The 23886-nt window shown below is 71.2% G+C and carries 25 protein-coding genes; 8 read left to right on the top strand and 17 right to left on the bottom strand.

All coding sequences use genetic code 11. From position 1 onward, the window contains the following. Nucleotides 1–201 precede the first annotated feature (201 nt). Nucleotides 202–909, top strand: coding sequence for a hypothetical protein (locus IPQ09_24510; GenBank protein MBL0197332.1), 708 nt, complete (start codon nt 202–204; stop codon nt 907–909). Nucleotides 910–995: 86 nt separating this feature from the next. On the opposite strand, the gene IPQ09_24505 is transcribed toward IPQ09_24510, so the two are convergent. Next, nucleotides 996–2549, bottom strand: a complete 1554-nt coding sequence (locus IPQ09_24505; GenBank protein MBL0197331.1) for a response regulator — start codon at nt 2547–2549, stop codon at nt 996–998. Beyond that, complete coding sequence (gene gatB, locus IPQ09_24500) at nt 2546–4009, bottom strand: Asp-tRNA(Asn)/Glu-tRNA(Gln) amidotransferase subunit GatB (protein ID MBL0197330.1); 1464 nt, start codon at nt 4007–4009, stop codon at nt 2546–2548. Before gatB ends, IPQ09_24505 begins: the two co-directional genes overlap by 4 nt. Nucleotides 4010–4064: 55 nt before the next feature. Between gatB and IPQ09_24495 the strand changes: the two genes are divergently transcribed. The 3 genes from IPQ09_24495 (at nt 4065) to IPQ09_24485 (ending at nt 7758) form a co-directional block, all read left to right on the top strand. Next, nucleotides 4065–4373, top strand: coding sequence for a septum formation initiator family protein (locus IPQ09_24495; GenBank protein ID MBL0197329.1), 309 nt, complete (start codon nt 4065–4067; stop codon nt 4371–4373). A gap of 57 nt (nt 4374–4430) precedes the next feature. Next, nucleotides 4431–6032, top strand: coding sequence for a hypothetical protein (locus tag IPQ09_24490; GenBank protein ID MBL0197328.1), 1602 nt, complete (start codon nt 4431–4433; stop codon nt 6030–6032). 64 nt (nt 6033–6096) lie between these two features. After that, nucleotides 6097–7758 (top strand): methylmalonyl-CoA mutase, encoded by a 1662-nt coding sequence (locus tag IPQ09_24485; protein ID MBL0197327.1) that lies wholly within the window; start codon nt 6097–6099, stop codon nt 7756–7758. A gap of 12 nt (nt 7759–7770) precedes the next feature. Here the strand turns inward: IPQ09_24485 and IPQ09_24480 are convergent, their stop codons facing one another. The 3 genes from IPQ09_24480 to IPQ09_24470 form a co-directional block, all read right to left on the bottom strand. Further along, nucleotides 7771–9171 carry a dicarboxylate/amino acid:cation symporter gene (locus IPQ09_24480; GenBank protein MBL0197326.1) on the bottom strand — a complete coding sequence of 467 codons (1401 nt, stop codon included), beginning with the start codon at nt 9169–9171 and terminating at the stop codon, nt 7771–7773. A gap of 39 nt (nt 9172–9210) precedes the next feature. Then, nucleotides 9211–9948, bottom strand: coding sequence for an arginyltransferase (locus IPQ09_24475; protein ID MBL0197325.1), 738 nt, complete (start codon nt 9946–9948; stop codon nt 9211–9213). An 81-nt stretch (nt 9949–10029) separates the two neighbouring features. Beyond that, on the bottom strand, nt 10030–10914 hold the full coding sequence (locus IPQ09_24470) for an AAA family ATPase (GenBank protein ID MBL0197324.1): 885 nt from the start codon (nt 10912–10914) through the stop codon (nt 10030–10032). A 232-nt stretch (nt 10915–11146) separates the two neighbouring features. On the opposite strand from IPQ09_24470, the gene IPQ09_24465 reads away from it, so the two are divergent. Together IPQ09_24465 and IPQ09_24460 are read left to right on the top strand one after the other, a co-directional pair. After that, nucleotides 11147–11428, top strand: a complete 282-nt coding sequence (locus IPQ09_24465; GenBank protein MBL0197323.1) for a hypothetical protein — start codon at nt 11147–11149, stop codon at nt 11426–11428. A gap of 13 nt (nt 11429–11441) precedes the next feature. Continuing rightward, nucleotides 11442–12446: a flippase-like domain-containing protein gene (locus tag IPQ09_24460; protein MBL0197322.1), complete on the top strand. Its 1005-nt coding sequence runs from the start codon at nt 11442–11444 to the stop codon at nt 12444–12446. Between the two features lie 6 nt (nt 12447–12452). On the opposite strand, the gene IPQ09_24455 is transcribed toward IPQ09_24460, so the two are convergent. Together IPQ09_24455 and IPQ09_24450 are read right to left on the bottom strand one after the other, a co-directional pair. Continuing rightward, a complete protein-coding gene (locus IPQ09_24455; GenBank protein MBL0197321.1) occupies nt 12453–13427 on the bottom strand; it encodes an RluA family pseudouridine synthase in 975 nt (324 codons plus the stop codon). Between the two features lie 40 nt (nt 13428–13467). Beyond that, the gene (locus tag IPQ09_24450) at nt 13468–13731 is read right to left on the bottom strand and encodes a hypothetical protein (protein ID MBL0197320.1); all 264 of its coding nucleotides are present in this window, start codon (nt 13729–13731) and stop codon (nt 13468–13470) included. A gap of 118 nt (nt 13732–13849) precedes the next feature. Between IPQ09_24450 and IPQ09_24445 the strand changes: the two genes are divergently transcribed. Further along, entirely contained in the window at nt 13850–15700 is a 1851-nt protein-coding gene (locus IPQ09_24445) for a fatty acyl-AMP ligase (protein ID MBL0197319.1), read from the top strand. 18 nt (nt 15701–15718) lie between these two features. On the opposite strand, the gene IPQ09_24440 is transcribed toward IPQ09_24445, so the two are convergent. The 5 genes from IPQ09_24440 to IPQ09_24420 form a co-directional block, all read right to left on the bottom strand. After that, entirely contained in the window at nt 15719–16180 is a 462-nt protein-coding gene (locus IPQ09_24440) for a hypothetical protein (protein ID MBL0197318.1), read from the bottom strand. A gap of 423 nt (nt 16181–16603) precedes the next feature. Then, on the bottom strand, nt 16604–17032 hold the full coding sequence (locus IPQ09_24435) for a hypothetical protein (GenBank protein ID MBL0197317.1): 429 nt from the start codon (nt 17030–17032) through the stop codon (nt 16604–16606). Between the two features lie 131 nt (nt 17033–17163). Then, nucleotides 17164–17508, bottom strand: coding sequence for a hypothetical protein (locus tag IPQ09_24430; protein ID MBL0197316.1), 345 nt, complete (start codon nt 17506–17508; stop codon nt 17164–17166). Between the two features lie 157 nt (nt 17509–17665). Beyond that, the gene (locus IPQ09_24425) at nt 17666–18010 is read right to left on the bottom strand and encodes a hypothetical protein (protein ID MBL0197315.1); all 345 of its coding nucleotides are present in this window, start codon (nt 18008–18010) and stop codon (nt 17666–17668) included. A gap of 127 nt (nt 18011–18137) precedes the next feature. Continuing rightward, nucleotides 18138–18482: a hypothetical protein gene (locus tag IPQ09_24420; protein ID MBL0197314.1), complete on the bottom strand. Its 345-nt coding sequence runs from the start codon at nt 18480–18482 to the stop codon at nt 18138–18140. 178 nt (nt 18483–18660) lie between these two features. On the opposite strand from IPQ09_24420, the gene IPQ09_24415 reads away from it, so the two are divergent. Continuing rightward, entirely contained in the window at nt 18661–19110 is a 450-nt protein-coding gene (locus IPQ09_24415; GenBank protein ID MBL0197313.1) for an acyl-CoA thioesterase, read from the top strand. Nucleotides 19111–19430: 320 nt separating this feature from the next. On the opposite strand, the gene IPQ09_24410 is transcribed toward IPQ09_24415, so the two are convergent. The 5 genes from IPQ09_24410 to IPQ09_24390 all read right to left on the bottom strand — a co-directional run bounded on the left by IPQ09_24410 (nt 19431) and on the right by IPQ09_24390 (nt 23700). Further along, nucleotides 19431–20420: a prolipoprotein diacylglyceryl transferase gene (locus IPQ09_24410; GenBank protein ID MBL0197312.1), complete on the bottom strand. Its 990-nt coding sequence runs from the start codon at nt 20418–20420 to the stop codon at nt 19431–19433. Nucleotides 20421–20493: 73 nt separating this feature from the next. Next, nucleotides 20494–21510: a hypothetical protein gene (locus IPQ09_24405; protein MBL0197311.1), complete on the bottom strand. Its 1017-nt coding sequence runs from the start codon at nt 21508–21510 to the stop codon at nt 20494–20496. Next, nucleotides 21507–21962: a hypothetical protein gene (locus IPQ09_24400; protein ID MBL0197310.1), complete on the bottom strand. Its 456-nt coding sequence runs from the start codon at nt 21960–21962 to the stop codon at nt 21507–21509. Before IPQ09_24400 ends, IPQ09_24405 begins: the two co-directional genes overlap by 4 nt. Further along, a complete protein-coding gene (locus IPQ09_24395; protein ID MBL0197309.1) occupies nt 21959–22600 on the bottom strand; it encodes a hypothetical protein in 642 nt (213 codons plus the stop codon). Before IPQ09_24395 ends, IPQ09_24400 begins: the two co-directional genes overlap by 4 nt. Then, a complete protein-coding gene (locus IPQ09_24390; protein ID MBL0197308.1) occupies nt 22597–23700 on the bottom strand; it encodes a 23S rRNA (adenine(2503)-C(2))-methyltransferase RlmN in 1104 nt (367 codons plus the stop codon). The genes IPQ09_24395 and IPQ09_24390 overlap by 4 nt, the downstream gene beginning before the upstream one ends. Between the last annotated feature and the right edge of the window lie 186 nt (nt 23701–23886).

Here is a 23886-nt window from a genome sequence, read left to right as displayed (position 1 = left end):
CCTTTGATGCAACGGTTCTTTACGCCGTCGCGAAAAGGGTGCTATCTGCCGAGACGACAGCGCGCCCGGTGGCTCGGGGCTCTCGGCGCAGGGGGCGCTCTCGGATTGGCTTTCTTGCCAATCCCTTGTCTGGCCATGGACGCCCGGTTCATGGTTTTCCTTTCGGACGGCGCGCCGTCCTCGAGAAGTGAGCGCACCCCCATGGCGACGACGAAGAAGCCTGCAAAAGCGAAGGCCGAAGCCAAGCCGGAGAAGGCGGCGAGGGCCGCCAAGGGCGCGAAGGCCGACAAGGCCGGGAAGCCGAAGAGCGCCGACAAGGCCAAGGCGGGCAAGGCCACCAAGGCCACCAAGGCCACCAAGGCGGAAAAGGACTCCCCAAAGCGAAAGCTCGGACTCCGCGGCGCCGCGCCCTGGGCTGCCCGCCACGCCGCCAAACACGCCGCCGAGGCGCGTGCCCGGGCCGCCGAGCCGCCGCTCCCCGGGAGCGCTCGCGCCACCATCCGCACGCCACAGGGCGCCGAGGACATCAAGCAGCGCATCTCCGACCTGCACAACCAGCTCGTCGCGGTGAAGGGGTTCCGGAAGAACCTCAACAAAGGCTTCTACGACATCGGCCTCGTGCTGCGCGACATTCAGGCGAAGCGCCTCTACGAGGCGAAGGGCTTCGGGTCGTTCGAGGCGTTCCTCGAGCGAGAGATCGACCTCGGCAAGTCGACCTCGCTCCGCCTCATCCGCGTCGTGCAGACCTTCCACCGCGAAGCGGCCCTCGAGCTCGGGATGGATCGGCTCTTCATGGCGCTCCTCGCGATCGAGGCCGGCGACGCCGCGCCGGACGCGCGACCGTCGGGCAAGATCCCGCCCCCGCCCTTGTCCTCTTCGGTGCTCCCGCTCAAGCCGCCCGGGCGCTGAAGCGCCGGGGGTGCGACGGCTCGTGCGGAGCGAGCCCGGGCTCACCTCGCCCGAGCCCGCGCGGTCGATCCAGAGCGCGCGATCGATCAGGTCCCGGCTCGCGGCACCGACACCGTGACCGTGGTGCCGCGGCCGCGTTCGGTGTGGATCCGCACGTCCCCGCGGTGCTGGTCTACGATCTTGCGCACGATGCTGAGGCCGAGCCCCGTGCCGGCCTCCTTTGTGGTGAAGAACGCGTCGAACACGCTGCCCAACACCTCGCTCTCGATGCCCTGCCCGGTGTCGACGATCGAGGTCTCGACGCGGTCGTCGCACACGACGACGCGCGCGGTGACGGTGCCCCCGCCCTTCATCGCCTCGAGCGCGTTGACCACGAGGTTCACGAGGACCTGCTTCAGCTTCTCGGCGTCGCCGAGGGCGACGGCCCCGTCGCGCGGCACCTCACGGACGAACGTCACGCCGCGAGCTTCGGCGGACTCACGCTCCAGGGCGAGCACCTCGTCGAGCACAGTCGGCATGTGCACGGGCTCACGCGCGATGCCCCGCGGGCGCGCGAGCTCGAGGAACTCGGTGAGCAGCCGGTTGAGCCGCCCGATCTCGGAGCCGACGATCGCGGCCCGCGTGCGCAGGCCCGCGCGCTGCTCGTCGTCGGCCGCGACCTTCCCTACGTCGCGGCCGAGCAGGTGCAGCTGCAGGAGCGCGGCGTTCAACGGGTTGCGGATTTCGTGGGCGAGGTTCAGCGCGAGCGCGCCCATGGCGGACAGCGCCTCGGCGTCCGCGGCGCGCTTCTCGAGGGCGAGCCGCTCGGTCACGTCGATGCCGATCGCGTAGACCATCGAGTCCTCGCCGCGCGACAGGTGCCAGCGGACGCGCGTTCGGGTCGTGTCGAGCTCGCTCGTCGGGCCGAATCCGGTCACCACCTCCAGCGCGCGAGCGCGGCGCGCCTCGCCGTCCATCCAGGCCTCGGTACCCGCCCGCGCGCGGGCGAGGCCCTCCTGCAGGCGGACGCGGCCCTCGGACGTGATCCAGAGCTCGACGAGCGGCTTCCCGAGCGCCTCGTCGGGAGACACGCCGGCTAGCGTCGCCGCGCGGCGATTGAGCAGCGACACGCGGTCGTCCCCGTCGAGCGCTACGAAGAGCACGCTCGTGAGCTCGACGAGATCCCGGTAGCGGCGCTCGAGCTCGTCGCGCTCCCGCTTCAAGGCCACCTTCGCGAACGCCTGCTCGACGGTCGCGAGCAGCTCCTCGGGACGGAACGACTTGAGCACGAACGCGAACGCGCCTCCGCGAAGCGCGCCCATGGCCGCGTCGAGCGTGGCGAAGCCGGTGACGAGCACGACCTCCGAGAACGGGGCGCGCTCGCGGAGCGGGCCGATGAGGTCGACGCCGCTGACGTCGGGCAGCTTCACGTCCACGATCGCGACGTCGAAACCCTCCGCGTCGGCGAGCGCGAGGGCCTCTGCCCCGTGGGTCGCCGTGACGACCTGAAAGCGCGGGGAGTGGTCGTCGGCGCGCGCGGTCGACAGCACGTCCTCGAGGGCGCCGGCGAGCTCGGCGTTGTCATCGACGATGAGCACCCGCCCGCGCGCGGTCCGGGACGAGGCGAGGGCCGCGAGCGTGGGCAGCGCGGGCGCGCTCATGACGCCTCGGGGGCGGCGAGGAGCTTCGTGAGCAGCTCGTTGGCCAGCGCAGGGTTCGCGCGCCCGCCCGTCTCTTTCATGACCTGCCCCACGAAGTACCCGAACAGCCCGACCTTGCCGGCCCGGTACTGCGCGAGCTGCTTCGGGCTCTGCGCCACCACCCGCGCGCACACGCTCTCCAGCTCCCCGCGATCGGAGAGCTGCCGCATCCCGAGGCGCTCGGCGAGGGCCACCACGTCGACGGCGCGCGCGCCAGCAGGGCCGCTCGCGTCGCGGGTCTGCTTGTAGAGCTCCTTGGCCTGCTTCCCGCTGAGCGTGCCCTCGGCGACCAGCCCGAGCAGCGCGACGAGCGACGACGGCGCGAGCGGGAGCTCGGCGCGGACGCCATGCGTCACGACGTCGGCGAGCACCTCCGACAAGAGGAAGTTCGCCAGCGCCACGGGGGCGGCGCCCAAGGCGACACTTGCATCGAAAAAGCTAGCGATGGCGGGATGTTGCGTAAGCACCTCCGCGGCGGATGGCGCGAGCGCGAGCGCCGCCGTGTACCTCGCCCGCTTCGCGGCGGGGGTCTCGGGCAGGCTCGCGCGGAGGGACGACAGGAGGCCATCGTCCACCACGAGCGGGAGGAGATCGGGCTCGGAGAAGTAGCGGTAGTCTTGCGCCGTCTCCTTGCTTCGCATGGAGAACGTCGTCTCGGTCTTCTCGTCCCAGCCGCGGGTCTCGTGCACGACGCGGCCGCCGCTCGCGAGCACCGCCGCCTGCCGCGCCGCCTCGTATTCGATGGCGCGCTCGACGAAGCGGAACGAGTTCATGTTCTTGATCTCGACGCGCGTGCCGAGCTCCGCGGCGCCGCGCGGCCGCACCGACACGTTCGCGTCGCAGCGGAAGCTCCCCTCCTCCATGTTGCCGTCGTTGACGCCCGCGAAGACGAGCAGCTCCCGCAGCGCGCGGAGGTAGTCGGCCGCCTCGCGGCCCGACGAAAGATCGGGGCGCCCGACGATCTCGATGAGGGGGGTGCCGGCCCGGTTGAGGTCGACGAGGCTCCGCGCACCGTCGTGCACGTTCTTCCCCGCGTCCTCCTCCATGTGCACGCGCTCGATTCGCGCGCGCTTCCGGCCCCGCGCCGTGGCGATCTCGAGCCCGCCGCCGCTCGCGAGCGGCTGCTCGAACTGGCTGATTTGGTAGCCCTTGGGGAGATCCGGGTAGAAGTAGTTCTTGCGCGCGAACCGCGACTCCGCGGCCACGTCGGCGCCCAGAAGCAGGCTCGCGGTGATGGCGAGCTCGACCGCGCGTCGGTTCAGCATGGGGAGGGCGCCGGGCAGGCCGAGGCACGTGGGACACACGTGGGTGTTCGGCGGTGCCCCGAACGCGGCCTGGCACGCGCAGAACAGCTTCGTCTGCGTCAGCAGCTGGGCGTGCACCTCGAGGCCAACGACGACCTCTAACGCTTCCTGGCTCATGCCGCGTCTTTACCAGAAACTTGGCCCAGAGCCCCGCCCGTGCGAGGTTCGCGCCATGTCCGGCAGCCACGTCGACCGCGCGATCGAGCGGCTCCTGCCCGTCGCGATTCTCGGCGTCGCCTTCGTCTCCGTGCCGCTGCTCATCCTGAAGCCGGAGGGGCTGCCGCGCATGCGCTCGCTGGATCGGGAGCTCACGCAGGTCGAGGCCGAGAACCAGGAGCTGCGGCGCGACGTCGCGAGGCTGCGGATCGAGGTCGCGGAGCTGCGCGACAACCCGGCAGCGGTCGAGCGCATCGCGCGGTCCAAGCTCGGCCTCCTCCGCAAGAGCGAGGTGGTCTACCAGTTCGGCAAGGGGCATCTGTGAGCGCGCCCCCGAGCTTCGCTCCCTCAGCGCACTTGCGCGTGGTGTAGAGTCCCCCCCGTGGCGGTGGAGTTCGCGAAAGGGCTCGTGGTCTCCGAGGTGCTGAGCGCCGACGGACTGGAGCGCGCGCTGTTCGTGGCGGCGTCGAACGATTCGCCGCTGGAGCACGCCCTGCTCGACACCGGAGCGCTCACCGCCGAGAAGCTGGAGGCGGAGCTCAGCCGCGCGGACGCGCCCTCCATCCAGGGGCTCGAGGCCGACATCGACCTGCTCGACCGGCTCCCCGCGGGCCTGTGTACGCGGCTCCTCGTCGTGCCGCTGCGATTCGACGAGCGCTCCAACACGGTCGATCTCGCCGTGGTGAACGCGTTCGACGCCCACGCCGCCGAGGAGGTCGCCTTTCACCTCGGCGCGAACGTCGTGGCCATGCGCGCGTCGCTCGAGCAGGTCGAGAGCGCCCTGCGCGATCGCCCGAGCTACGCCCAGATCCTCAGCGCGCGCCCCGAGAAGGTCGCGGCGCGCCCGCGCATGCGCGACGAGACGCCACCGCCCGATCCGACCTACTCCGTGCGCCGCACGCCGATGTGGGGCCCTGGGCTCCTCAGCGGGACCCCGCGGGAGGAGCCGTCGGAGATCCCGATCCCGCTGACCCGCCGCCGCAGCACGTTCGCCCCTGCCCTCGATCCGCTCGGGGACGAGAGCGTCGCGAGCATCACCTACTCGCGCCTCGGCGGCGGTCTCTCTCTCCCGGACGCGGAGCTCGTACGTTCGCGCAGCTCGGTGCCCGTGGGGCTCCCCGAGCCCGAAGACGGCAGCCTGCAGATCGACTCGCTCCCCGCCGCGGCGGTGGAGGTGGCGCCCTCCCGCACCGGCCGAACCTCGTCGGTGCCCACTCGCCGCGAGCCCGAGGTCACGGTGTCGCCTGCGACGCTCCGGCGCGCAGACCTCCCGCCGCCTCCCGACGCGGAGCTGCTCGACCGACCGCTCACGCTCTCCCTCATCCCCCCCTCCATCACCCTGCGCGAGCCCGTCACGACCCGCAACGTGGCGCCGCGACCGCCGCCGCCATCGGCGCTCGCGCGAAACCCAAGCGCGCCGCCCGGCCCGCCGTCCCACCCGCCCGCGCCGCTCTCGGTGCGCGCGCCGAGCGCGGCCGATCCGCAGCGCGGGAGCATGGCCCCGAGCGCCGGTTCCGCGCCCGAGCCGAGCCAAGTGCTCGCGGCGCTCAAGTCGGCGCCCGATCGGGACGCGATCCTCGGCTTGGTCCTCGCCGGGGCGCGCGTCGTCGCGCGGCGAGTCGCAATCTTCGTCGTACGCCGCGGGAGCTTCGTGGGGTGGCTGGCGACGCCCGGGCTCGCCTCTTCCGGGGAGATCACGGCGCTCGAAATCCCCGCCGACGCGCCCACCGTCCTCGCCTGGGCCTCGGCGGAGGGCACTTACCTGGGGCCGCTGGATCCCAGCACCCACGGGCCCCTCGTGGCGGCCCTGCGGACGGTGAGCCGCGAGATGGCGGCCGTCCCCATCCGCGTGCACGGCCGCACGGCGGTCGTGGTGCTCGCCGACGAGCTCGGCGACACGCTCATCGCGACCAAGCGCCTCGAGGAAATCGCCGCGGTCGCCGGCGAGGCCCTCGCACGCATCGTGCGCGCCGCGAAGAAATAGTGCGCGCGGCGCGCGGCCGTCCCGGAGCGCGTGCGCCGCTGAAGTATTGTAGGCTCGCGCCCCGATGAGCTCTTCGTATCGTTCGCTCCGAAGCACCTGGGAGAGAGACGTCCTCGCGAAGGCGGAGGCCGGAGGCAAGGCGCGGGCGCGCGTGCCGAACCTGGCGGGCCAGGTCGACGCCGCCCCGCTGTACGGACCGGACGACCTCGAGGGCGACCTCCACGAGAGGCTCGGCTTCCCGGGCGAGCCCCCGTTTACTCGCGGCGTGCAGGCGAACATGTACCGCGGGCGCCTCTGGACGATGCGGCAATACGCGGGCTTCGGCACCGCCGCCGAGTCGAACGCCCGGTACCGCTACCTGCTCGCGCAGGGACAAACGGGCCTCTCGGTCGCGTTCGATCTCCCCACGCAGATGGGCCGCGACTCCGACGACCCCATGAGCCTCGGCGAGGTAGGGCGCGTCGGCGTCGCGGTCGACTCCATCCACGACATGCGCACGCTCTTCGACGCGATCCCGCTCGGGGACGTCTCGACCTCGATGACCATCAACGCGACGGCGTCGATCCTCCTGGCCCTCTATGTCGCCGTCGCCGAGGAGCAGGGCGTGGCCCGCCAGAAGCTGCGCGGCACCATCCAGAACGACATCCTGAAGGAGTACATGGCGCGGGGGACCTACATCTTCCCGCCCCGCCCTTCCCTCCGCTTAATCACCGATATCTTTGCATATTCTACGACCGATGTGCCCAAGTGGAACACGATCTCGATCAGCGGATACCACATCCGCGAGGCGGGCTGCGACGCCGCCCAAGAGATCGCGTTCACCCTCGCCGACGGCCTCGCGTACGTGCAAGCGGCGGTCGACGCGGGGCTCGACGTGGACGTGTTCGGCGCCCAGCTCTCGTTCTTCTTCAACGTGCACAACAACGTGCTGGAAGAGGTCGCCAAGTTCCGCGCGGCGCGCCGCATGTGGAGCACCCTCATGCAGGGCCGCTTCGGCGCGAAGACCGAGCGCGCCAGGGCGCTGCGATTCCACTGCCAGACCGCGGGCATGACGCTCACGGCCCAGCAGCCGCTCAACAACGTCGCGCGGGTCACCCTGCAGGCGCTCGCCGCGGTGCTCGGCGGGTGCCAGTCGCTCCACACGAACAGCTACGACGAGGCGCTCGGCCTCCCCACGAGCGAGGCGGCCACGATCGCGCTCCGGACCCAGCAGATCATCGCCCAGGAGTCCGGCGTCGCCGACTTCGTCGACGGCCTGGGCGGCAGCTACGCCGTGGAAGCGCTCACCGACAGGCTCGAGCGAGAGGCGGGCACCTACCTCGCGCGCATCGACGCGCTCGGCGGCATGGTCGCGGCGATCGAGCAGGGCTACCCGCAGCGGGAGATCCAGAACACCGCGTACGCCTATCAGCTCGAGATCGAGGACCGCCGCCGGCTCATCGTCGGACAGAACGCCTACGTGCAAGACGCGTTGCCCGTGCCGGTCATGAGGATCGACCCGCGCATCGAGGCCGAGCAGGTGGCGCGCCTCGTCGCGATGCGCGCCGCTCGCGACGCCGACCGGCACGCCGCGGCGCTGCGCGCGGTCGAGCACGCCGCCCGGAACCCGGGCGAGAACCTCATGCCGCCCATCGTCGCCGCGGTGAAGGCCGAGGCGACCGTGGGCGAGATCTCGAACGTGCTCCGAGGCGTGTTCGGCGAGCACACCGAGACCTTGGTCGTCTAAGGGCCCGGCAACTTAGGGAGGTGTGTTCGCGATGGCGGCGTCCGTGGCGCGGGCCTCCGCGAGCTCGGGCTCGAGCTCCGTCTCGAACACGCCCTCCCAGCGCGCCACCACGACGGTCGCGAGCGCGTTGCCCGCGACGTTGGTCGCGGAGCGCGCCATGTCCATGATCTCGTCCACCGCGAGCAGCATGGCGACCCCCGCCTCGCCGGGCAGGCCGTAGCTCGCGCAGGTCGCCGCGATGATGACGAGCGTCGCGCGAGGCACACCCGCGACGCCCTTCGACGTAATCACGAACGTGAGCACCATGAAGAGCTGGCGCCCGAGCGGCATGTCGATGCCCGCGGCCTGCGCGATGGTAAGGCTCGCGAGCACGAGGTAGAGGGTCGAGCCGTCCAGGTTGAACGAGTACCCCGCGGGGAGCACGAAGCTCGCGACGCGCCGCGGGACACCGAGCTTCACGAGCACCTCGAGCAGCTGCGGCAGCGCGGCCTCGCTCGAGGCCGTCGTGTAGGCGGTGAGGAGCGGCTCGCGGATCGCGCCGAAGAACCTCCGCGGGCTCACCCGGACCACGAGCAGAATCGGCACGAACACGAGCACGACGAGGAGCGCCATGGAGAGGTAGAGGCTCCCGACCACGCGCGCGTAGCGCCACACGAGGTAGAGCACGGCCGGCCAGCCCTCGATGCGCGCGCCGCTCTCGAGCGTGTGGCCCGCGGCCATGTGCGACACGTTGTACGCCATGGCACCGAACACCCCGAGCGGAGTGAGCTTCATGATCATGGCCGTGTATTTGAACATCGCCTGCGCGACGGTCTCGGCGAGCTCGAGCACTACCTTCTTGCGCTCACCGAGCTGAGTGAGGGCGATGCCGAAGAGCACCGCGAAGACCACGATGGGCAAGATGTCGCCGTCCACGGCGTGCTTCGCGAGGTTCGACGGGAAGAGGTGCATCGCCGTGTCCCACCCGCTCTGCGCCTTCGACTTGTCGACCCCGTGCGAGCTGAGATCGATCGGTAGACCCCTGCCGGGCTGGAGCGTGTTCGCCACGACCAGCCCGAGACCGAGCGCGATCGTGGTGACGACCTCGAAGTAGAGGAGCGACTTGCCGCCCATCCGGCCGACAGCCTTGAGGTCGCCGGTCTGCGCGACGCCGACGACGAGGGTCGACACGAGCAGCGGGACGATGAGCCCCTTGATGAGCGCGATGAAAGCCTTCGACAAAAAGTGAAATAATTCGTATATTTGTGGGTATCTGTCCTGCGGAAAGAAGCCACCGAGGGCCACGCCGGCGACGAGCGCGACGAGGATGAGCCACGTGCCGCTGCGGCTCGACCGCGGCTTGGCCTGCGCAGGCGCGGCAGGCGCAGACGCCGCGGGCTTCGACCCTGGGTCCTCGTGGGCTTCGTCGCGCATGCCCCACGCTACCTCAGGTCGGCGACGACCGACGAGCGCTCACGGGGGAGCCCACACCGCGGGCTCGTCTTCGCCGGGCCGGCCCGACAAGAGCTCGTGCGGCACGTACCGGGCCTTGTACGCGAGCGAGGCGCACCCGGCGACACGATAGCCGAGGTACACGTAGGGCAGGCTCCTCGCCCGCGCGAGCTCGATCTGCAAGAGCACGCTCGCGACCCCCACGGAGCGCCGCGCGTACGCGGGATCGTAGAAGCAGTAGACGGCGCTCCACGCGCGCGGGGTCTCGTCGGCGATCGCGATCGCCACGAGCTTGCCTGAGCCGCCTGCGTCGTCGTCGTAGAACGCGAGCTCGCGCGCGCACACGTGAGGGAACGCGAAGCACTGGAAATACGAGTCGCGATCCGTGGGCGACGGGTCCCAGCCGCGGGCCTCCTCGCGCGCCGCGTGCCAGCGCGCGAAGAGCGCGAGGCGCTCGTCGTCGACCCGGGGTGGCCCGAGCTCCACGCGGAGATCGGCGCACGCCCGGCGCGCGCGGCGCTGGGCCTGGTTCGGCCGGAAGGTCTCCACGGGCACTCGTATCGAGCGGCACTCGCCGCAGCCGGCGCACGCAGGGCGGAAGTACACGGCGCCAAAGCGGCGGAAGCCCCGCTCGAGCAGGTGCTCGTACTCCTCGGGGCCCACGTCGACCATGACGCGCACGTCCTGCCGCGCGCGCTCCCCGGCGAGGTACACGCACGCGCGGTCGGACTCGACGAAGGTCGACAGCACGCGCGCCACCCCAGCAGGATAGGCGGCTCGCCTCGGCGCGCGGGAGAAATTCGCGCGCGGGCTCGCGAGGCCGACGACCGCGGCCCGCGCTCAGGCGAGGTTCGCGAGCACCTTGCGGAGCACGTCGGCGTCGCGGACCCCCTCGGCCTCCGCGCGGTACGACAGGACCAGGCGGTGCCGCATGACGGGCGTCACCATGGCGCGCACGTCCTCGACGTCGGCCGCCGCCTCCCCCGCCAGCGCTGCGCGCGCCTTCGCCGCGAGCACCAGCGCCTGCGAGCCGCGCGGGCCCGCGCCGAATCGCACGTAGTGATCCACCGCCTCCGGCGCCTTCCGGTCCTTCGGCCGCGTGGCTCGCCCGATCGCGACGGCGAGCTCCACGGCCGCCTCGGTGACCGGGATGCGCGGCACGAGGTCTTGGAGGGCGCGGACCTCCGGCGCGGACAGAACGGTCGGCACCTCGCCCACCGCGGCGCTGGTGGTGCGCCGGGCGATCTCGCGCTCCTCGGCCTCGGACGGGTACTCGACGTGCACCTCGAGCAGGAATCGGTCGAGCTGCGCCTCGGGGAGCGGGTACGTGCCCTCCTGCTCGATGGGGTTTCGCGTGGCGAACACCTGGAAGGGATCGGGCAGCGTGTGGGTGACCGTGCCCACGGTCACGCGGCGCTCCTGCATGGCCTGGAGCAGCGCGGCCTGAGTCTTCGGGGGGGTGCGGTTGATCTCGTCGGCGAGCACCAGATTGTGAAAGATCGGGCCGGGCAGGAAACGCACGCGCCGCCGCTGCCCCGAGGGATCGTCGTCCTCTTGGAGCACGTCGGTGCCGGTGATGTCGGCCGGGAGCAAATCGGGTGTAAACTGCACGCGACCGAACGAGAGTTCGAGGGCCTCGGCGAGCGACGCGACGAGCAGCGTCTTGGCCAGCCCGGGCACGCCCACGAGCAGCGCGTGGCCCCGCGCGAGCAGCGCGATGAGCATGAGGTCGATCACCGCGGTCTGGCCGACGACGCGCGCGCCGAGGGCCTCGTGGAGCGACAGCCTGGCGGCCTTCGCCTTCTGCAACAGCGCGACGTCGGAGACGGGTTCTTCGCTCACGGGCGTGGTTTCTAGCACCAACGGCGCCGTTCACACACACGAGCGAGGACGATCCAGGCCCGTACGCGGACGAGAGACTTGCCGCGCCCTGCTGCCGCGTGTAATTCCGCGCGACGTGCAGGACCCCAAACCTTCCGCCGCAAGCCCCGCCGCAGGCCCTGCAGGCCCCGCCGCGCCCGCCCAAGCGCCCAGCGCGAGCCCGCCGCCCGCGTCGACGGCCACCGAGGTCGTCACGCGGCCCGATCCCGGCCTCGCGCGCGGGCGCTGGGAGGCTCCGCGCGGGGTGTTCTACGGCGCGATCGCGCTCGTCGTGGTGGTCGGCGGCCTCGCGCTGCTCTCGCGTCTCGGGGTGTTGGCCTCTCTCCGGCTGCGCGTCGCGCCCCGCACAGGCAAGTAGGCAAGTCCGACCCATGAAATTTTCGCTCCGACGCGTGCTCGTCGTCATGCTCTTCGGCGTGCTGTTGTACGGCGGCTACGCGGTGTACAGCGGCCTCGGCAGGGTGCGCGACGCCCTCACCGGCTACGCATGGTGGACCTTCGCTGCGGCGTGCGCGCTCGCGTTCGGCAACTACATCCTGCGCTTCCTCAAGTGGGAGTTTTACCTCTCCCGGCTCGAGATTCGCGGGGTGAAGAAGCTCGACAGCTTCCTCGTCTTCCTGTCCGGATTCGTCCTCACGATCAGCCCTGGCAAGGTGGGCGAGGTCTTCAAGTCGTTCGTGCTCCACGAGACCTACGAGGTCGACATGACGCGCACGGCGCCGATCATCGTGGCCGAGCGCGTGACCGACGTGCTCGGCATCGTGGTGCTCATCGTGCTCGGCTCGCTCGGCTTCGAGGGAGGCCTCGTCTGGGCGGGCGTGGGTGCGGCGCTCGTGGCCATGCTCATCGGCGTCGTCATGAGCCAGACCCTGAGCCTGCGGCTCATCGGCTTCGTCGAGGTGCTCCCCGGCCCCTTCAAGAAGATCGGCGCCAAGGCGCGCGCCGCCTACGTGAGCCTGCGGACGCTGCTCTCGCCGCGGAACCTGGTCGCGCCCACCCTGATTTCGTTCTGCGCCTGGACGCTGGAGTGCCTCGCGCTGTGGATCATCGTCCGCGGCTTCGGCGAGCCGGTGAGCGTGCCGCTCGCCACGTTCTTCTACGCCACCAGCACCCTCGCAGGCGCCATCATCCCCGTGCCCGGCGGCCTCGGCGTCACCGAGACGCTGCTGAACGGGCAAATGCACGACATCGGCCACGTGAGCCCGGCCGCCGCGACCGGCGCGATGATGCTCGTGCGCTTCGCCACGCTGTGGTTCGCGGTGCTCGTCGGCTTCGTGGCGCTCACGCTCCTGAAGCGCCGCTTCCCCGGGCTGCTCGCCGAAGAGGCGAAGCCGAGCGCAGCACCCGCCGAGGCCGAGCCGCCCGCAGAGGCCTGAGCCGCCTTACAGCGCTTCGAGCGCAGCGATGGCCAGCGCGAGATCGTCGGGGAGCGCCGCCTCGAAGCCGAGCGCGGCGCCCGTGCTCGGGTGCACGAACCCGAGGCGCTGCGCGTGCAGGGCCTGCCGCCCCAGCGATCGCGCGATCCGCGCGAGCGCCGGATCACGCGGGGGGCCCCCGTAGGCCAGATCGCCAAGGAGCGGGTGGCCCGCGTCGGAGAGGTGGACGCGGATCTGGTGGGTGCGCCCCGTCTCGAGGCGGCACGTGAGCCGCGTGGCGAGCCCGCGGTAGGAGCGGCCCGCGACGACGTGCGTCACGGCCCGCTTCCCGTCGCTCACACGTGACGAAAAGAGCAGCCGATTCGAGGGGTTACGGCCATGCAGCGTGGCGAAGGTCGTCGACGCGAGCGCCCCCACGCACACCGCCTCGTACGCGCGATCGATCGTGTGCTCCGCGAACTGACGCTTCAGCCCCTCGCGCGCGTGCGGCGTGCGCGCCACGACCATGACCCCGCTCGTGTCCTTGTCCAGCCGATGGACGATGCCGGGCCGCGACCGCTCGGCGTCTGCTTCGTCGTGCAAGACGCTCTCGCCCAGGTCGAAGGGGGCGTGCCGATCGAAATAGCCGCGCGCGAGCAGGCCGTTCACGAGGGTGCCCGTGGCGTGGCCCGCGGCCGGGTGCACGACGACGCCGGCCGGCTTGTTGACGACGACGAGCTCGTCGTCCTCGTAGAGCACGTCGAACGGCACGCTCGCGTCGGGCAACGCGCGCGTCGGCGGCGGCGACGCCGGGCGGACACGCACCTCGTCGCCAGGGCGGACCTTGTCGGCCGCCTTCTTCGCGGCGCCCCCCACGGTCACGCGCCCCTCGTCGATCCATCGCTTGAGCTCAGACCGCGTGGGCGCCGAGGGCACGCCCTCGAGCGCGAGCGCCAGGAACCGATCGAGGCGCAGGCCGCGCGCCGACTCGGGGACGTGCACGAGGAGCTCGGGTGCGAGCCCGTCGCAGATCAGCAGAGCCTCACCAAATCTTCGACTTGATGTGCCCTTTGGCCTTCACGAGGATGTCCACGAGGGCGCGATCGTAGAAGTTCTTCGGATAGAGCTCGGGCGCCACGCGCCGCTTGAAGAGCGCGCGGCCCTCCTCGATCTCTTCGGCCAGCGTGTCGAACAAGTTGTCGTTCGTGATCCCGTTCACGATCTTCTCCTCGTTGTAGAGGCTGAGATCGCTGGCGATCGCGCGAGCGAGGCGGCGGGCGGCTTCTTCGGTCTCGATGAGGGCCATGGCTGAGGAGAGTATCGCGGCAACCTCGGGTGCGTGTCAAAAACGACTCGGTCGGGCGCACGACCCCATGCATGCGCGGTTTCGCGCGGCGGCGCCTTTGATGTTAGATCCTGCGGAGATGACGACACCTAGCCGGTCTGTCGCCCACGCCATCGAGGAAGCGGCCGGGGTCGACCCGTCGCGCGGGTTTCGCTTCGTGCCCGAGGAAGGCGTCCCGGGCTTCCGCGGGACCGGCGGCGCCGAGGCGACCTTCTCGTTTTCGGCCCTCGAGCGCGCCAGCGCCAGGTACGGGGGAGCGCTCCAGGCGCTCGGCCTCCGGAAGGGCGATCGGTGCGGTCTCATCCTCCCGCAGAACGAGGACTTCGTGCTCGCGTTCCTTGGCGCGATCCGCGCGGGCGTGGTGCCTGTGCCGATCTACCCGCCGCTCGGGCTCGGGCCCATGCAGGCGTACCTCGATAACACGCGCCACATCCTGGCGAAGAGCGGCGCGCGCGCGGTGCTCACGACGGCAGCCATCAAGCGATCGCTCGGAGCGGTCCAGGAGGCGTGCCCCGAGCTGGAACAGGTGCTCGCGATCGAGGGCCTCCGTGAGTCACTCGAGCCTCTCCGCCCGCCCACGGTGCGCCCCAGCGACGTCGCGTTCCTTCAGTTCACGAGCGGCTCGACGTCACGCCCCAAGGGGGTCACGCTCACCCACGAGGCCCTCCGAGCCAACGCCCTGTGCATCATGCGCGACGGGCTCCGCGCCGACCCCGAGGCCGACATGGGCGTCTCGTGGCTGCCGCTCTACCACGACATGGGGCTCATCGGGTTCGTGCTGGCGCCGCTCTTCCACCGGGTGAGCGTCACCTTCCTCCCGTCGCTGCTCTTTCTAAAGCGCCCCGTCAGCCTCTTCCAGGCGATCACGCGCCATCGGGGCACGATCGCGTTCCAGCCCAACTTCGCCTTCGCCCTCGCCGTCAAGCGCATCCGGGAGCGCGACCTCGAGGGGCTCGATCTCTCGTCGTGGCGTGTCGCGGGGTGCGGGGCCGAGCCCATCCGCCCCGAGACGCTCGAGACGTTCGCCGAGACCTTCGCCAAGGTCGGCTTTCGCCGCGAGGCGCTGCTCCCCTCGTACGGGCTGGCGGAGTCGAGCCTCGCGGTGTCCTTCAGCGCGCTCGGGGGCGGTCTGCAGACCCTCGCGATCGACGCAGAGCGCCTCGCCGCGACGGGCCAAGCGGTCCCGGTAGAACCCGACTCGCCGGGCGCCGCGCGCCTCGTCTCCTGCGGGAGCGCGTTCCCCGACCACGAGATACGCATATTTTCGATGGATGACACGGAGAGCGCCGCTCCCCTCCCCGAGGGCGAGGTGGGCGAGCTGCGCCTCCACGGCCCGAGCCTCATGACTGGATATTGGGAGGACCTGGAGCGCACGCGGGGGGCCCTCGCGGGCCGCTTCCTGCGCACGGGCGACCTCGGCTTCCTCCACGAGGGCCAAGTCTTCCTGTGCGGGCGGGCGAAGGAGGTCATCCTCCTGAACGGTCGCAACTACTACCCTCAGGACCTCGAGTGGGAGGCGGGTCGCGTGCCGGGGGTGCGAAAGGGGAGCGCGGTCGCGTTCGGCTTCGGCGATCCGGCCGCCGATCGGGAGCGCGTGGTGGTGGCCTTCGAAGCGGCCGACGCGCTCGTCGGCCCGGGCGCCGCCGTGCGGAGGGAGGCCCTGTCGAGCGCGGTACGCCAGGCGGTCCGCGAGGGGCTCGGGCTCGCGCTCGACGACGCGCTCCCCCTCTCGCCCGGCGCGCTCCCCAAGACGTCGAGCGGAAAGCTCCGGCGCGCCGCGACCCGCGCGCTCTATGAGTCGGGAGAGCTCGCAGAGCTGCGCGGCGCGCGGGAGCGAGACCCCGTGGAGCTCGCCTTGCAGGCGGCCAAGAGTCAGCTCTCGTACTTGAAGCTCGCGCTCACGGGCCGACGAGGCAAGGGGCGCGGGTAGCCACGGCCGCGGCCGGTACTACGGGCCCCCATCCGAGTTCTTCGCTTTGCAGGACTGGTAGGCGTTGATCTCTGCTTGGCAGTCGCTGATGGCTTTGAGCGCGGAGGCTTGATCGGTCTTGTTGTCCGCGCCGCAGGTGAGCTTGGCGACCACACAGCTGCCGGCGGCGTTGTACTGCGCACCACACGGGCCCGCCTTCTCGTCCTCGCACGCCTTCTTTGCCTCATCGGTGGTCGCGGGGTCCGCTGAGCACTTCTGGGCGTTGCAGTCGACCGTGCTCGTCGCCGCGTCAGGCGCCGCGTCAGCCGGCCGCGCCGCGTCGGTCGTCGCCGCGTCCGAAGGCCCCGCGTCGGACGTCGCCGCGTCGGTCGTCGCGGCGTCCGAAGGCCCCGCGTCGGACGCCACAGGCGTGCTCGAGCACCCCGATGCCGCACCCAGCACGATCCCCCACGCCAGTCCAAGAGCTACGATTGGTCGCATTTCTTATCCTTCCTTTCGACGAGCCATGACTTGTCGCATTTTTCCTCGCCCCTCGCTCCACCAAGCGCGCCCGACCTGTCGTACGAAAAGCTCGCGCTCACGCAAGGACCGCCGAGAAGGCCGGGACTAGTCTCCTGGAAGCGTGGCTCGTATCAGAAGTCCGGTCTTCGGTGTCATGCCGAGGAGCGAGGGGGTGCCCCGTTTTCGGCGGCGGTGGGCCCGTCCTCAACTCGGACGTCGTTCCGCGCGGTGGAGGCGGCGCTTTGCGCTCAGGGGACAGTGGTTTGGGGTGACCGCGCGAGAACGCCGACCCTCGAACATGAGTATCCTCCCACCGCCGCCGAAAACGGGACACCCCCTCGCTCCCTTGTGGCGAAAGGCCGAACCCGCGCGACTTCTGGAAGGGATCACGCTTCCAGGGGACTAGGGACCCGCATCCACGTTCTTCGCCTTGCAGTCCTGGTAGGCCTTGAGCTCCCTCGCGCAGTCGGTGAGCGCCTTGTTGAGGGAGGCCTGGTCGGCCTTGTTGTCCGGGCCGCAGGTGACCTTGGGCAACACGCAGTTGCTGACGGCGCCGTACCCCGCGCCGCACGGGCCCTTCAGTTCTTCCTCGCACGCCTTCTTGCTCGCGTCCGTTGGGGCGGGGTCCGCCGAGCAGACGATGGCATTGCAGACGCCGCTGGACGACCCATCCGCCGCCGCGTCCGCCGGGCGCGCCGCGTCGGTCGTCGCCGAGTCAGTCGCCGCCGCGTCCGCCGTCCCCGCGTCCGACGCGACGGGCGTGCTCGAGCAACCCGATGCCGCCCCCAGCGCGATCCCCCACGCGAGTCCACGAGCTACGATTGGTCGCATTTCTTCCCCTTCCTTTCGACGCGCCATGGCTTGGCCTCGCCTCTCGTTCCACCCAAAAACGAAGAACGTGGCGTCGACCGAGGTCGCCGCCACGTCTCCCAGGCCCCGACCCGTCGTCGGGGCGCTCGACCTCACTTGCCCGCGTCGCCGCCGGCGTTCTTCGCCTTGCAGTCCGAGTAGGCCTTGATCTCCGTCGCGCAGTCGCCGATCGCCTTGAGGGCGGAGGCAGCGTCGGTCTTGTTGTCCGAGCCGCAGGTGACCTTGCCGTTCACGCAGCTGCCGGCGGTGTTGTACTCCGACCCGCACGCGCCCGCCTTCTCGGCCTCGCACTCCTTCTTGCTCGCGTCGGTCGGCGCGGGATCCGCCGAGCACTTGTTGGCGCTGCAGTCGACGCTGCTCGAACAGCCCGGGGTCGCGCTCACGACGAACAGCGCCGCGACGGCCGACATCAACATACCAGCTACGATCTTCTTCATTCGGCTCTCCTTAAGGATCGTCGCGTCCTGCGCGATCGCCTCGATGAGACGGCCTGGATCGCGGAACATTCACTGGTGAAACAAAAGAGAAACGCGACGTCGACCGAGGTCTCCGTCGCGGTCCTCCGGTGCCCGACGAGGTCGTCGGGCGCTCGACTCACTTGCCCGCGTCGCCGCCGGCGTTCTTCGCCTTGCAGTCCGAGTAGGCCTTGATCTCGGTCGCGCAGTCACCGATCGCCTTGAGGGCGGAGGCAGTGTCGGTCTTGTTGTCCGAGCCGCAGGTGACCTTGCCGTTCACGCAGCTGCCGGCGGTGTTGTACTCCGACCCGCACGCGCCCGCCTTCTCGGCCTCGCACTCCTTCTTGCTCGCGTCGGTCGGCGCGGGATCCGCCGAGCACTTGTTGGCGCTGCAGTCGACGCTGCTCGAGCAGCCCGGGGTTGCGCTCACGACGAACAGCGCCGCGACGGCCGACGCCAACATACCAGCTACGATCTTCTTCATGATCTCCTCCAAAGCTGCTCTTGCAGGCCAGTCGACCCACACGGGCGAATAGGAGAGCGGTTCTACACGTCAACGGGCGGAGACGGCAAATTCATTCGCGCGAAACTGTATTTTCCCTGGAGGGTCGTCATTTCACGCGGGACGTGCAGTCGGTGTAGGCGACGAGCTGCGGACCGCACTCCTTGAGCACGACCTGCGCGGTCGCGGCGAGGTCGGTCCGATCGTCGCGGCCGCAGACGGTGAGACCCGTCGAGCAGTCGCCGAGCGCCACGAGCTCGGCCTGGCAGGCGGGCGCCGGCGAGACGTTCGCCTCGCAGCGGTTGCGCTGGGCCTCGGTGGGCTCGGGGTCCGCGGGGCACTGCGCCCCGCAGCGCGACGGCCCGCATCCGGTGAGCCCCGCCGCAAGCGCGGGCACGAGGGCCACGCCGAGCGCGACCAGCGATACGACGACGGCGGGCTTGGCGGTGAGCATCGTTGCTGCGACTTCCTTAGAGCGAATCGCGCGTAGCCGTAAACGAAATCGCATGGTCGCTTCGCCGCTGTCCGTGGCGCGGTCGACGACGGCAAGCCGACGGAGGAGATGGCCGGGGGCGCGGTCCGCGCGACGACGTTGCCTTGCGGCGACCGCGCGCGCCCGATAAGGCAACGGAATGATCACCTACGAGCGGAAGGTGCGGTTCGAAGAGGTCGACGCCGCGTCGATCGTGTTCTTCGCGCGCTATCTCAACTACGCCCACGAGGCCATGGAAGAGCTCTTTGGCGGGCTCGAGGGCGGGTACGTGGGCACCGTGATGGGCCGCGCGATCGGCTTCCCCGCGGTCCACGTCGACACGACCTACGCCGCGCCCCTGCGCTACGGCGACACCTTCACGATCCGGCTCGACGTGGTGCACCTGGGCCAGACCTCATGCACGCTGCGCCACCACTTCGAGCGGGGGGACAGAGTGCACGTCGCCACGGTCGCGCACACGGTGGTGTGCTGCGCGCTGAGGGAGCCTGGTGGCCCTCGCAAGCTCCCCTTCCCGCCCGACGTCCGCAGGCTCCTCGAGGAGCACCTCGCACCGCCAGCCGATCGACGCGAGGGCAAGGTCACCCGCTAGCCGAGGGCGACGGGAGCCGCGGCTAGTCCCCTGGAAGCGTGATCCCTTCCAGAAGTCGCGCGGCTCGGCCTTTCGCCACAGGGGAGCGAGGGGGTGTCCCGTCTTCGGCGGCGGTGGGAGGATACTCATGTTCGAGGGTCGGCGTTCTCGCGCGGTCACACCCGAAACCACTGTCCCCTGAGCGCAAAGCGCCGCCTCCACCGCGCGGAACGACGTCCGAGTTGAGGACGGGCCCGCCGCCGCCGAAAACGGGGCACCCCATCGCTCCTCGGCATGACACCGAAGACCGGACTGCTGATACGAACCACGACTCCAGGGGACTAGGTCTTGGTCGTCTCGGCGGCGGGCTCGGACTCAGACGCGCTCGCCGTCGGGGTGTCCCCGCGGCCCTCACGCACCATGAAGGGAGCGTAGAGGTCCACCTTCGACGCCTCGAACGTTTGGACGCGCCGCCACATCACGAGGCCAAACGTGAAGAACGCGACGCTGGCCCACTGCCCCGGGGTGAGGCCGCCATACCGTGGGTCGGACTCCGCCCCCTGGTGGAGGCGGAAGTAGTCCAGCACGAAGCGAACGGGCGAGTACGTGAGCGCTGTGACCACGATGTACGTGCCCACGGGGAGTCGCTTCTTCCACGTGAGCGCGAACGCGGTAGCCAGCACCACGGTGAACATCCACTCGAGGAGGCCGAGGTCGAAGCGCAGCTCAGGCCCGTGCACGAGCTGAATGGGCGCGTGCTGGCCGAGCCCGTACTTCGGGAACTCGACCGAGAGCGGCGAGTCGACGAGCGCGCCCTTGTGATCGTGCACCACGCTGCACCCGCCGCGGCCGAAGATCCACGCGACCGGGAAGACCGACATGATGAGGTCGGCGAACGGGAGGAGGGGCGCCGCCACCTTCCGCTTGCGGAACTTGAAGAGCGTGAAGAGCGGCGTCTCGAGCATGGGGACGGCGTAGAAGTACTTCCACAGCACGCCCCCGATGACGGCGCCGGTGAAGCCACCGAAGGAGCTCAGCCCCTCCCACAGGAAAAACAACGACTCGGGCCGGCGCAGGAGCTCCGCCGGGTGGTAGAAAATCTCGTCGAGCATGTGGCCTCCCATGAAGCCGAAGACGAGGATCCACGTGATGAACGAGTTCAGGTGCTGCTCGTCGATCCCGCGGCGCCGCGCGCGCCAGGTCGCCAGCCACGCGCCCACGATGACGCCCGTCGCGACCAGCAGCCCAAAGGGGTGAAGCGGGATCGATTTGTTGATGACCGGGATCGGGCCGATCTCGAAGTCGGGTACGTGAATGTACGGAATGAGCATGCGCCCGCGGACCTTAGCACCGGCGCGCGCGGCTGCGGCAAACGTAGGCGTCCCGAGGCGCAGGAGTTGACGGTCAGGGAGCCGTGACGGCGGCGTCGGCCAGCCGCACGTGCACGACGTCCGCGACGCCATGCTGGCGGCCAGCGGTCACGTCGACCCTCGCGCCACCGCACTGCCGGAAGAGCACCACGAGGATGTCCCTCGTGTCGGCCGGCCCGCCGCCCGCGCCGCACGACGCCGCGGGAAACCGAGCCTCGAGGGCTCCCGCGAGACGCTCTCGCGCGTGGGCGAGCCCGAGCGCGCGATCGCGCCCGACGGTGGGGTCGAGCGCCTCGGCGGTGTCGGCTTCGCGCCAGTGCACGAAGAGGTCCTCGGCCTCGACCCGCGCCTCCGTCACGCGCCCGCCGCGGACGGTCCGGGTGAACGTGAGCGTGAGGACGCGATCAGGGCGCTCGACCCGGCCCGGGAGGGTGAAGAAGAGGTCTCGCTCCACCTCGAGCGGGAGGCCCGAGAGGGTCGGCACGGCACCCCGGGCGGCCGCGACGAACGAGGCGGGCGGCGCCGAGGCCTCGGAGCCGAGCAGCGCCGGGTCGAGCGCGGCGGCCAGCGCGTCGTACACGGCGGCGGCGGCGGCCTTCCTGCCCTCCAGGGCTCGCTGGAAGCGGGCCTCCGCCGAGCGACCGTCGCGCAGCTCGCGAGCGAGGGCGATGTCGTCCTTACGCTCGTAGTCCTCGCGGAGGATGGCGCTCGCGGCGAGCGCATGGGGGCCGCCTGGCAAGCTCGCGAGGTAGTCGCGCGCGCCGTCGGGCGTGCTCTTGACGCGCTCGAAGTACGCCGGCTCCTCCGAAGCGTACAGGCTCTGCACTTCGGCCGCGTAGGCTCCGCGCGGGTGCCGCTGGAGATAGGCCCGCGCGCGGCCGAGCCGCGTGCCCTCGTGCGCCGCGAGCCGCACCGCGCGGTAGTCTTCGTAGTCGGCGGGCGATGCCACGAAGGCGCGCGCGCCCGCGCAGCCCATGGCCGCTACGGCCGATGCGGCGGCGACGAGCGCGACGGTGGCGTCACGAGCGAGCCGGCGACGGAGACGCGTCACGGCCCTGCCTCCGACCCGAGCAGCGGCCCCGACGGCGCCGAGACCTCCGCGCGGCAGAACTCGCACTCGGTGGGGACCGCCGGGGCCGCGTCCGAGAGGTACACGGCGTAGCTCGCGCACGAAGCGACGCGGAGGGCGCGGACGCACACCTCGCCGTCCCGCACGAGCGGCTGGCACCCCGGCGGGAAGGCGCTCTCCGGGGCCACGTCGGCGCGGCACGCTCGCGCGCAGCGCTCGCTCGTGAGCCCGCACTCGGCGCACCGCTGACAGTCTGTGAGCTTGCGCGCGTTCGCGTAGGCGCGCTCGTCGAGGAGCTCCGGAGCGCGCCCACACCCCCCCACATCGCCAGGAGTGGGGGCGAGCGAGAGGATGCCGAGGACGGCGACCGCGAGCACGGCCAACCCGCGAGGGGCCACCGCTGGGCGCGCGCCTGGCGGCGTGCCCCGGCTCACGGCAACACCTCGTAGGCGAACACGAGCCCCAGCGCGCCGGAGAGCATGGGGTACGCGGGGACGCGGCGCTCGACCGTGCCCGCGCCGTAGAAGACGTCGCCGACGATCTCGGCGCGCACGCCCAGCGCACCTCGCACGAAGTACGTCACCGACATCGCGAGCTCGAGGCCCCACGTGACGTCGGGGCCGAGCACGATGGGCGTGCCGACGCGCGCGGCCCCCGCGAGCGCGTGCCAGCGGCGATAGAGCACGTACGAAGGCGTGAACACCGACTGAGCCACCCCCTCGAGCGAGGTCGCGAGCCCCAGGTCGACCCCATGCTGGAATCCCCTCGGGGAGCCGAGCAGCCCCGCGGCGCCGACGTCGAGGTAGAACGGCGCGCGCGAGACCGACTCCGCCGTGCTGCCGAGCGGCGTCGCGAGGCGGTAGGGGTTGTTGAAGCGGAGGCCCGCGCCGACGAGCGCGCGCGCCTGGAGCTGCATGTAGCCCGGCTTGTCGGCGAGCGCGGCGAGCTCGCGCGACGGCTCACCGTACGCGGCGGACGGCGCCGTCGCGAGGGAGGCCGCCCAGAGGAGCCCCGCGCCGCGCGCCCCGCGGGCCAGGCACGCGCGCGTCGACGACGTCGCAGTGCCGCTCATCCCCGGTTCACGCGCACCTTGGGCTTGGCGCCGAGGAGCGCGAGCTGACCGCACGCCGCCGCGACGTCGTCACCCCGGCGCCGCCGGATGAAGCACGAGTAGCCCGCGTCCACGAGCACGCGCTGGAAGTCGAGCGTGCCTGCCGCGCCAGGCGGCCCCAGCGCCGAGGCCTCGATGGGGTTCATCGGGATGAGGTTGATCTTCACCGGGAGACCGCGCAGCAGCGTCGCGAGCTTGCGCGCCTCCGCGACGCCGTCGTTGCGGCCCGCCACGAGCGTGTACTCGATGGTGATGCGGCGCCGGCGCGGCAGCGGGTATGCGCGGAGGCCCTCCATGAGCGCCTTCAGCGGGTACTTCTTGTTGATGGGCATGAGGCGGCCGCGGGTCTCGTCGTCCGCCGCGTGGAGCGAGATCGCGAGGCCGATTTGGCCGCCGAAGTCCTGCCCCAGGCGGGCGATCTCGGGCACGAGGCCGCTCGTGCTCACCGTCACGCGACGCGAGGAGAGGCCGACGCCGTCGGGGTGCGTGAGGAGCCGCAATGAGCGCGCGGTCGCTTCGTAGTTGTGGAGCGGCTCGCCCATGCCCATGTAGACCACGTTCCGGAGCTGCTCGTCGTCGTCGAGGAGCGCGCGCCCCGCGAGCACCTGCGCGACGATCTCGTCGGCCCCGAGGTGCCGCTTCAGCCCGGCGACGCCGCTCGCGCAGAAGACACAGCCCATCGCGCACCCCACCTGCGTGCTGATGCACTGGGTGACCCGCAGCGGCTGCACCTTCGCGTCGCCAGCGCCGCGGTCGTTCGTGCGCTCGGCTTCCTCCACCTCGTCGTCCTCCGAGTCGTCGACCGACGCCGCGTCGGCGTCCTCGAGCCACTCGTCTTGGACCCCCTGCCCGAGGCGCCGGACGCCGCTCACCCCCGGGATGAGCACGGTCTCCACGGTGGCGCCGTCGGCGAGGCGCACGAGGAGCTTGCGGGTGCGGTCGGCGGCGCGCATGCCCGGGAGCACCGTGAGCACCGGCCCCACCCCGCTCGCCGCGAGGGCCTCGCGGAGGGGGCGCGGCAGGTCGGTCATGCCCGAGGGCTCCGCCACGCCGCGCGCCATGACCCAGCGGAAGATCTGCTTGCCGTGGAACGTTCTCCCCCCGAGCCGCACCGCCTCCGCGCTCCACTCGTCGGGGAGGCGGGCCAAAGGCGGGGGCGCGGCGTCGCTCTTCACGTCACGGAGCGTAGTCGGGGGCCCTATACGCCGTCCAGCGGCGCGGATTTCCAAGCGCCTCGTGTGGGCGCG

The organism is Myxococcales bacterium (genome assembly GCA_016720545.1).
Classification (GTDB): Bacteria; Myxococcota_A; Polyangia; order Polyangiales; family Polyangiaceae; genus JAAFHV01.
The sequence above is the reverse complement of the archived record's forward strand: the minus strand, read 5'-3'. Positions and strand labels throughout refer to the sequence as shown.

Bases quoted from the DNA above. Each gene is read 5' to 3' on its own strand.
- IPQ09_24415 (MBL0197313.1), top strand. From the start codon at position 18,661: ATGATCACCTACGAGCGGAAGGTGCGGTTCGAAGAGGTCGACGCCGCG.
- IPQ09_24510 (MBL0197332.1), top strand. From the start codon at position 202: ATGGCGACGACGAAGAAGCCTGCAAAAGCGAAGGCCGAAGCCAAGCCG.
- IPQ09_24410 (MBL0197312.1), bottom strand. From the start codon at position 20,420: ATGCTCATTCCGTACATTCACGTACCCGACTTCGAGATCGGCCCGATC.
- IPQ09_24485 (MBL0197327.1), top strand. From the start codon at position 6,097: ATGAGCTCTTCGTATCGTTCGCTCCGAAGCACCTGGGAGAGAGACGTC.
- IPQ09_24435 (MBL0197317.1), bottom strand. From the start codon at position 17,032: ATGCGACCAATCGTAGCTCGTGGACTCGCGTGGGGGATCGCGCTGGGG.
- IPQ09_24470 (MBL0197324.1), bottom strand. From the start codon at position 10,914: ATGCTCATCGCGCTGCTCGCGCGGGGCCACGCGCTGCTCGTGGGCGTG.
- IPQ09_24440 (MBL0197318.1), bottom strand. From the start codon at position 16,180: ATGCGACCAATCGTAGCTCTTGGACTGGCGTGGGGGATCGTGCTGGGT.
- IPQ09_24445 (MBL0197319.1), top strand. From the start codon at position 13,850: ATGACGACACCTAGCCGGTCTGTCGCCCACGCCATCGAGGAAGCGGCC.
- IPQ09_24420 (MBL0197314.1), bottom strand. From the start codon at position 18,482: ATGCTCACCGCCAAGCCCGCCGTCGTCGTATCGCTGGTCGCGCTCGGC.
- gatB (MBL0197330.1), bottom strand. From the start codon at position 4,009: ATGAGCCAGGAAGCGTTAGAGGTCGTCGTTGGCCTCGAGGTGCACGCC.
- IPQ09_24450 (MBL0197320.1), bottom strand. From the start codon at position 13,731: ATGGCCCTCATCGAGACCGAAGAAGCCGCCCGCCGCCTCGCTCGCGCG.
- IPQ09_24480 (MBL0197326.1), bottom strand. From the start codon at position 9,171: ATGCGCGACGAAGCCCACGAGGACCCAGGGTCGAAGCCCGCGGCGTCT.
- IPQ09_24430 (MBL0197316.1), bottom strand. From the start codon at position 17,508: ATGAAGAAGATCGTAGCTGGTATGTTGATGTCGGCCGTCGCGGCGCTG.
- IPQ09_24390 (MBL0197308.1), bottom strand. From the start codon at position 23,700: ATGGCGCGCGGCGTGGCGGAGCCCTCGGGCATGACCGACCTGCCGCGC.
- IPQ09_24505 (MBL0197331.1), bottom strand. From the start codon at position 2,549: ATGAGCGCGCCCGCGCTGCCCACGCTCGCGGCCCTCGCCTCGTCCCGG.
- IPQ09_24395 (MBL0197309.1), bottom strand. From the start codon at position 22,600: ATGAGCGGCACTGCGACGTCGTCGACGCGCGCGTGCCTGGCCCGCGGG.
- IPQ09_24495 (MBL0197329.1), top strand. From the start codon at position 4,065: ATGTCCGGCAGCCACGTCGACCGCGCGATCGAGCGGCTCCTGCCCGTC.
- IPQ09_24460 (MBL0197322.1), top strand. From the start codon at position 11,442: ATGAAATTTTCGCTCCGACGCGTGCTCGTCGTCATGCTCTTCGGCGTG.
- IPQ09_24425 (MBL0197315.1), bottom strand. From the start codon at position 18,010: ATGAAGAAGATCGTAGCTGGTATGTTGGCGTCGGCCGTCGCGGCGCTG.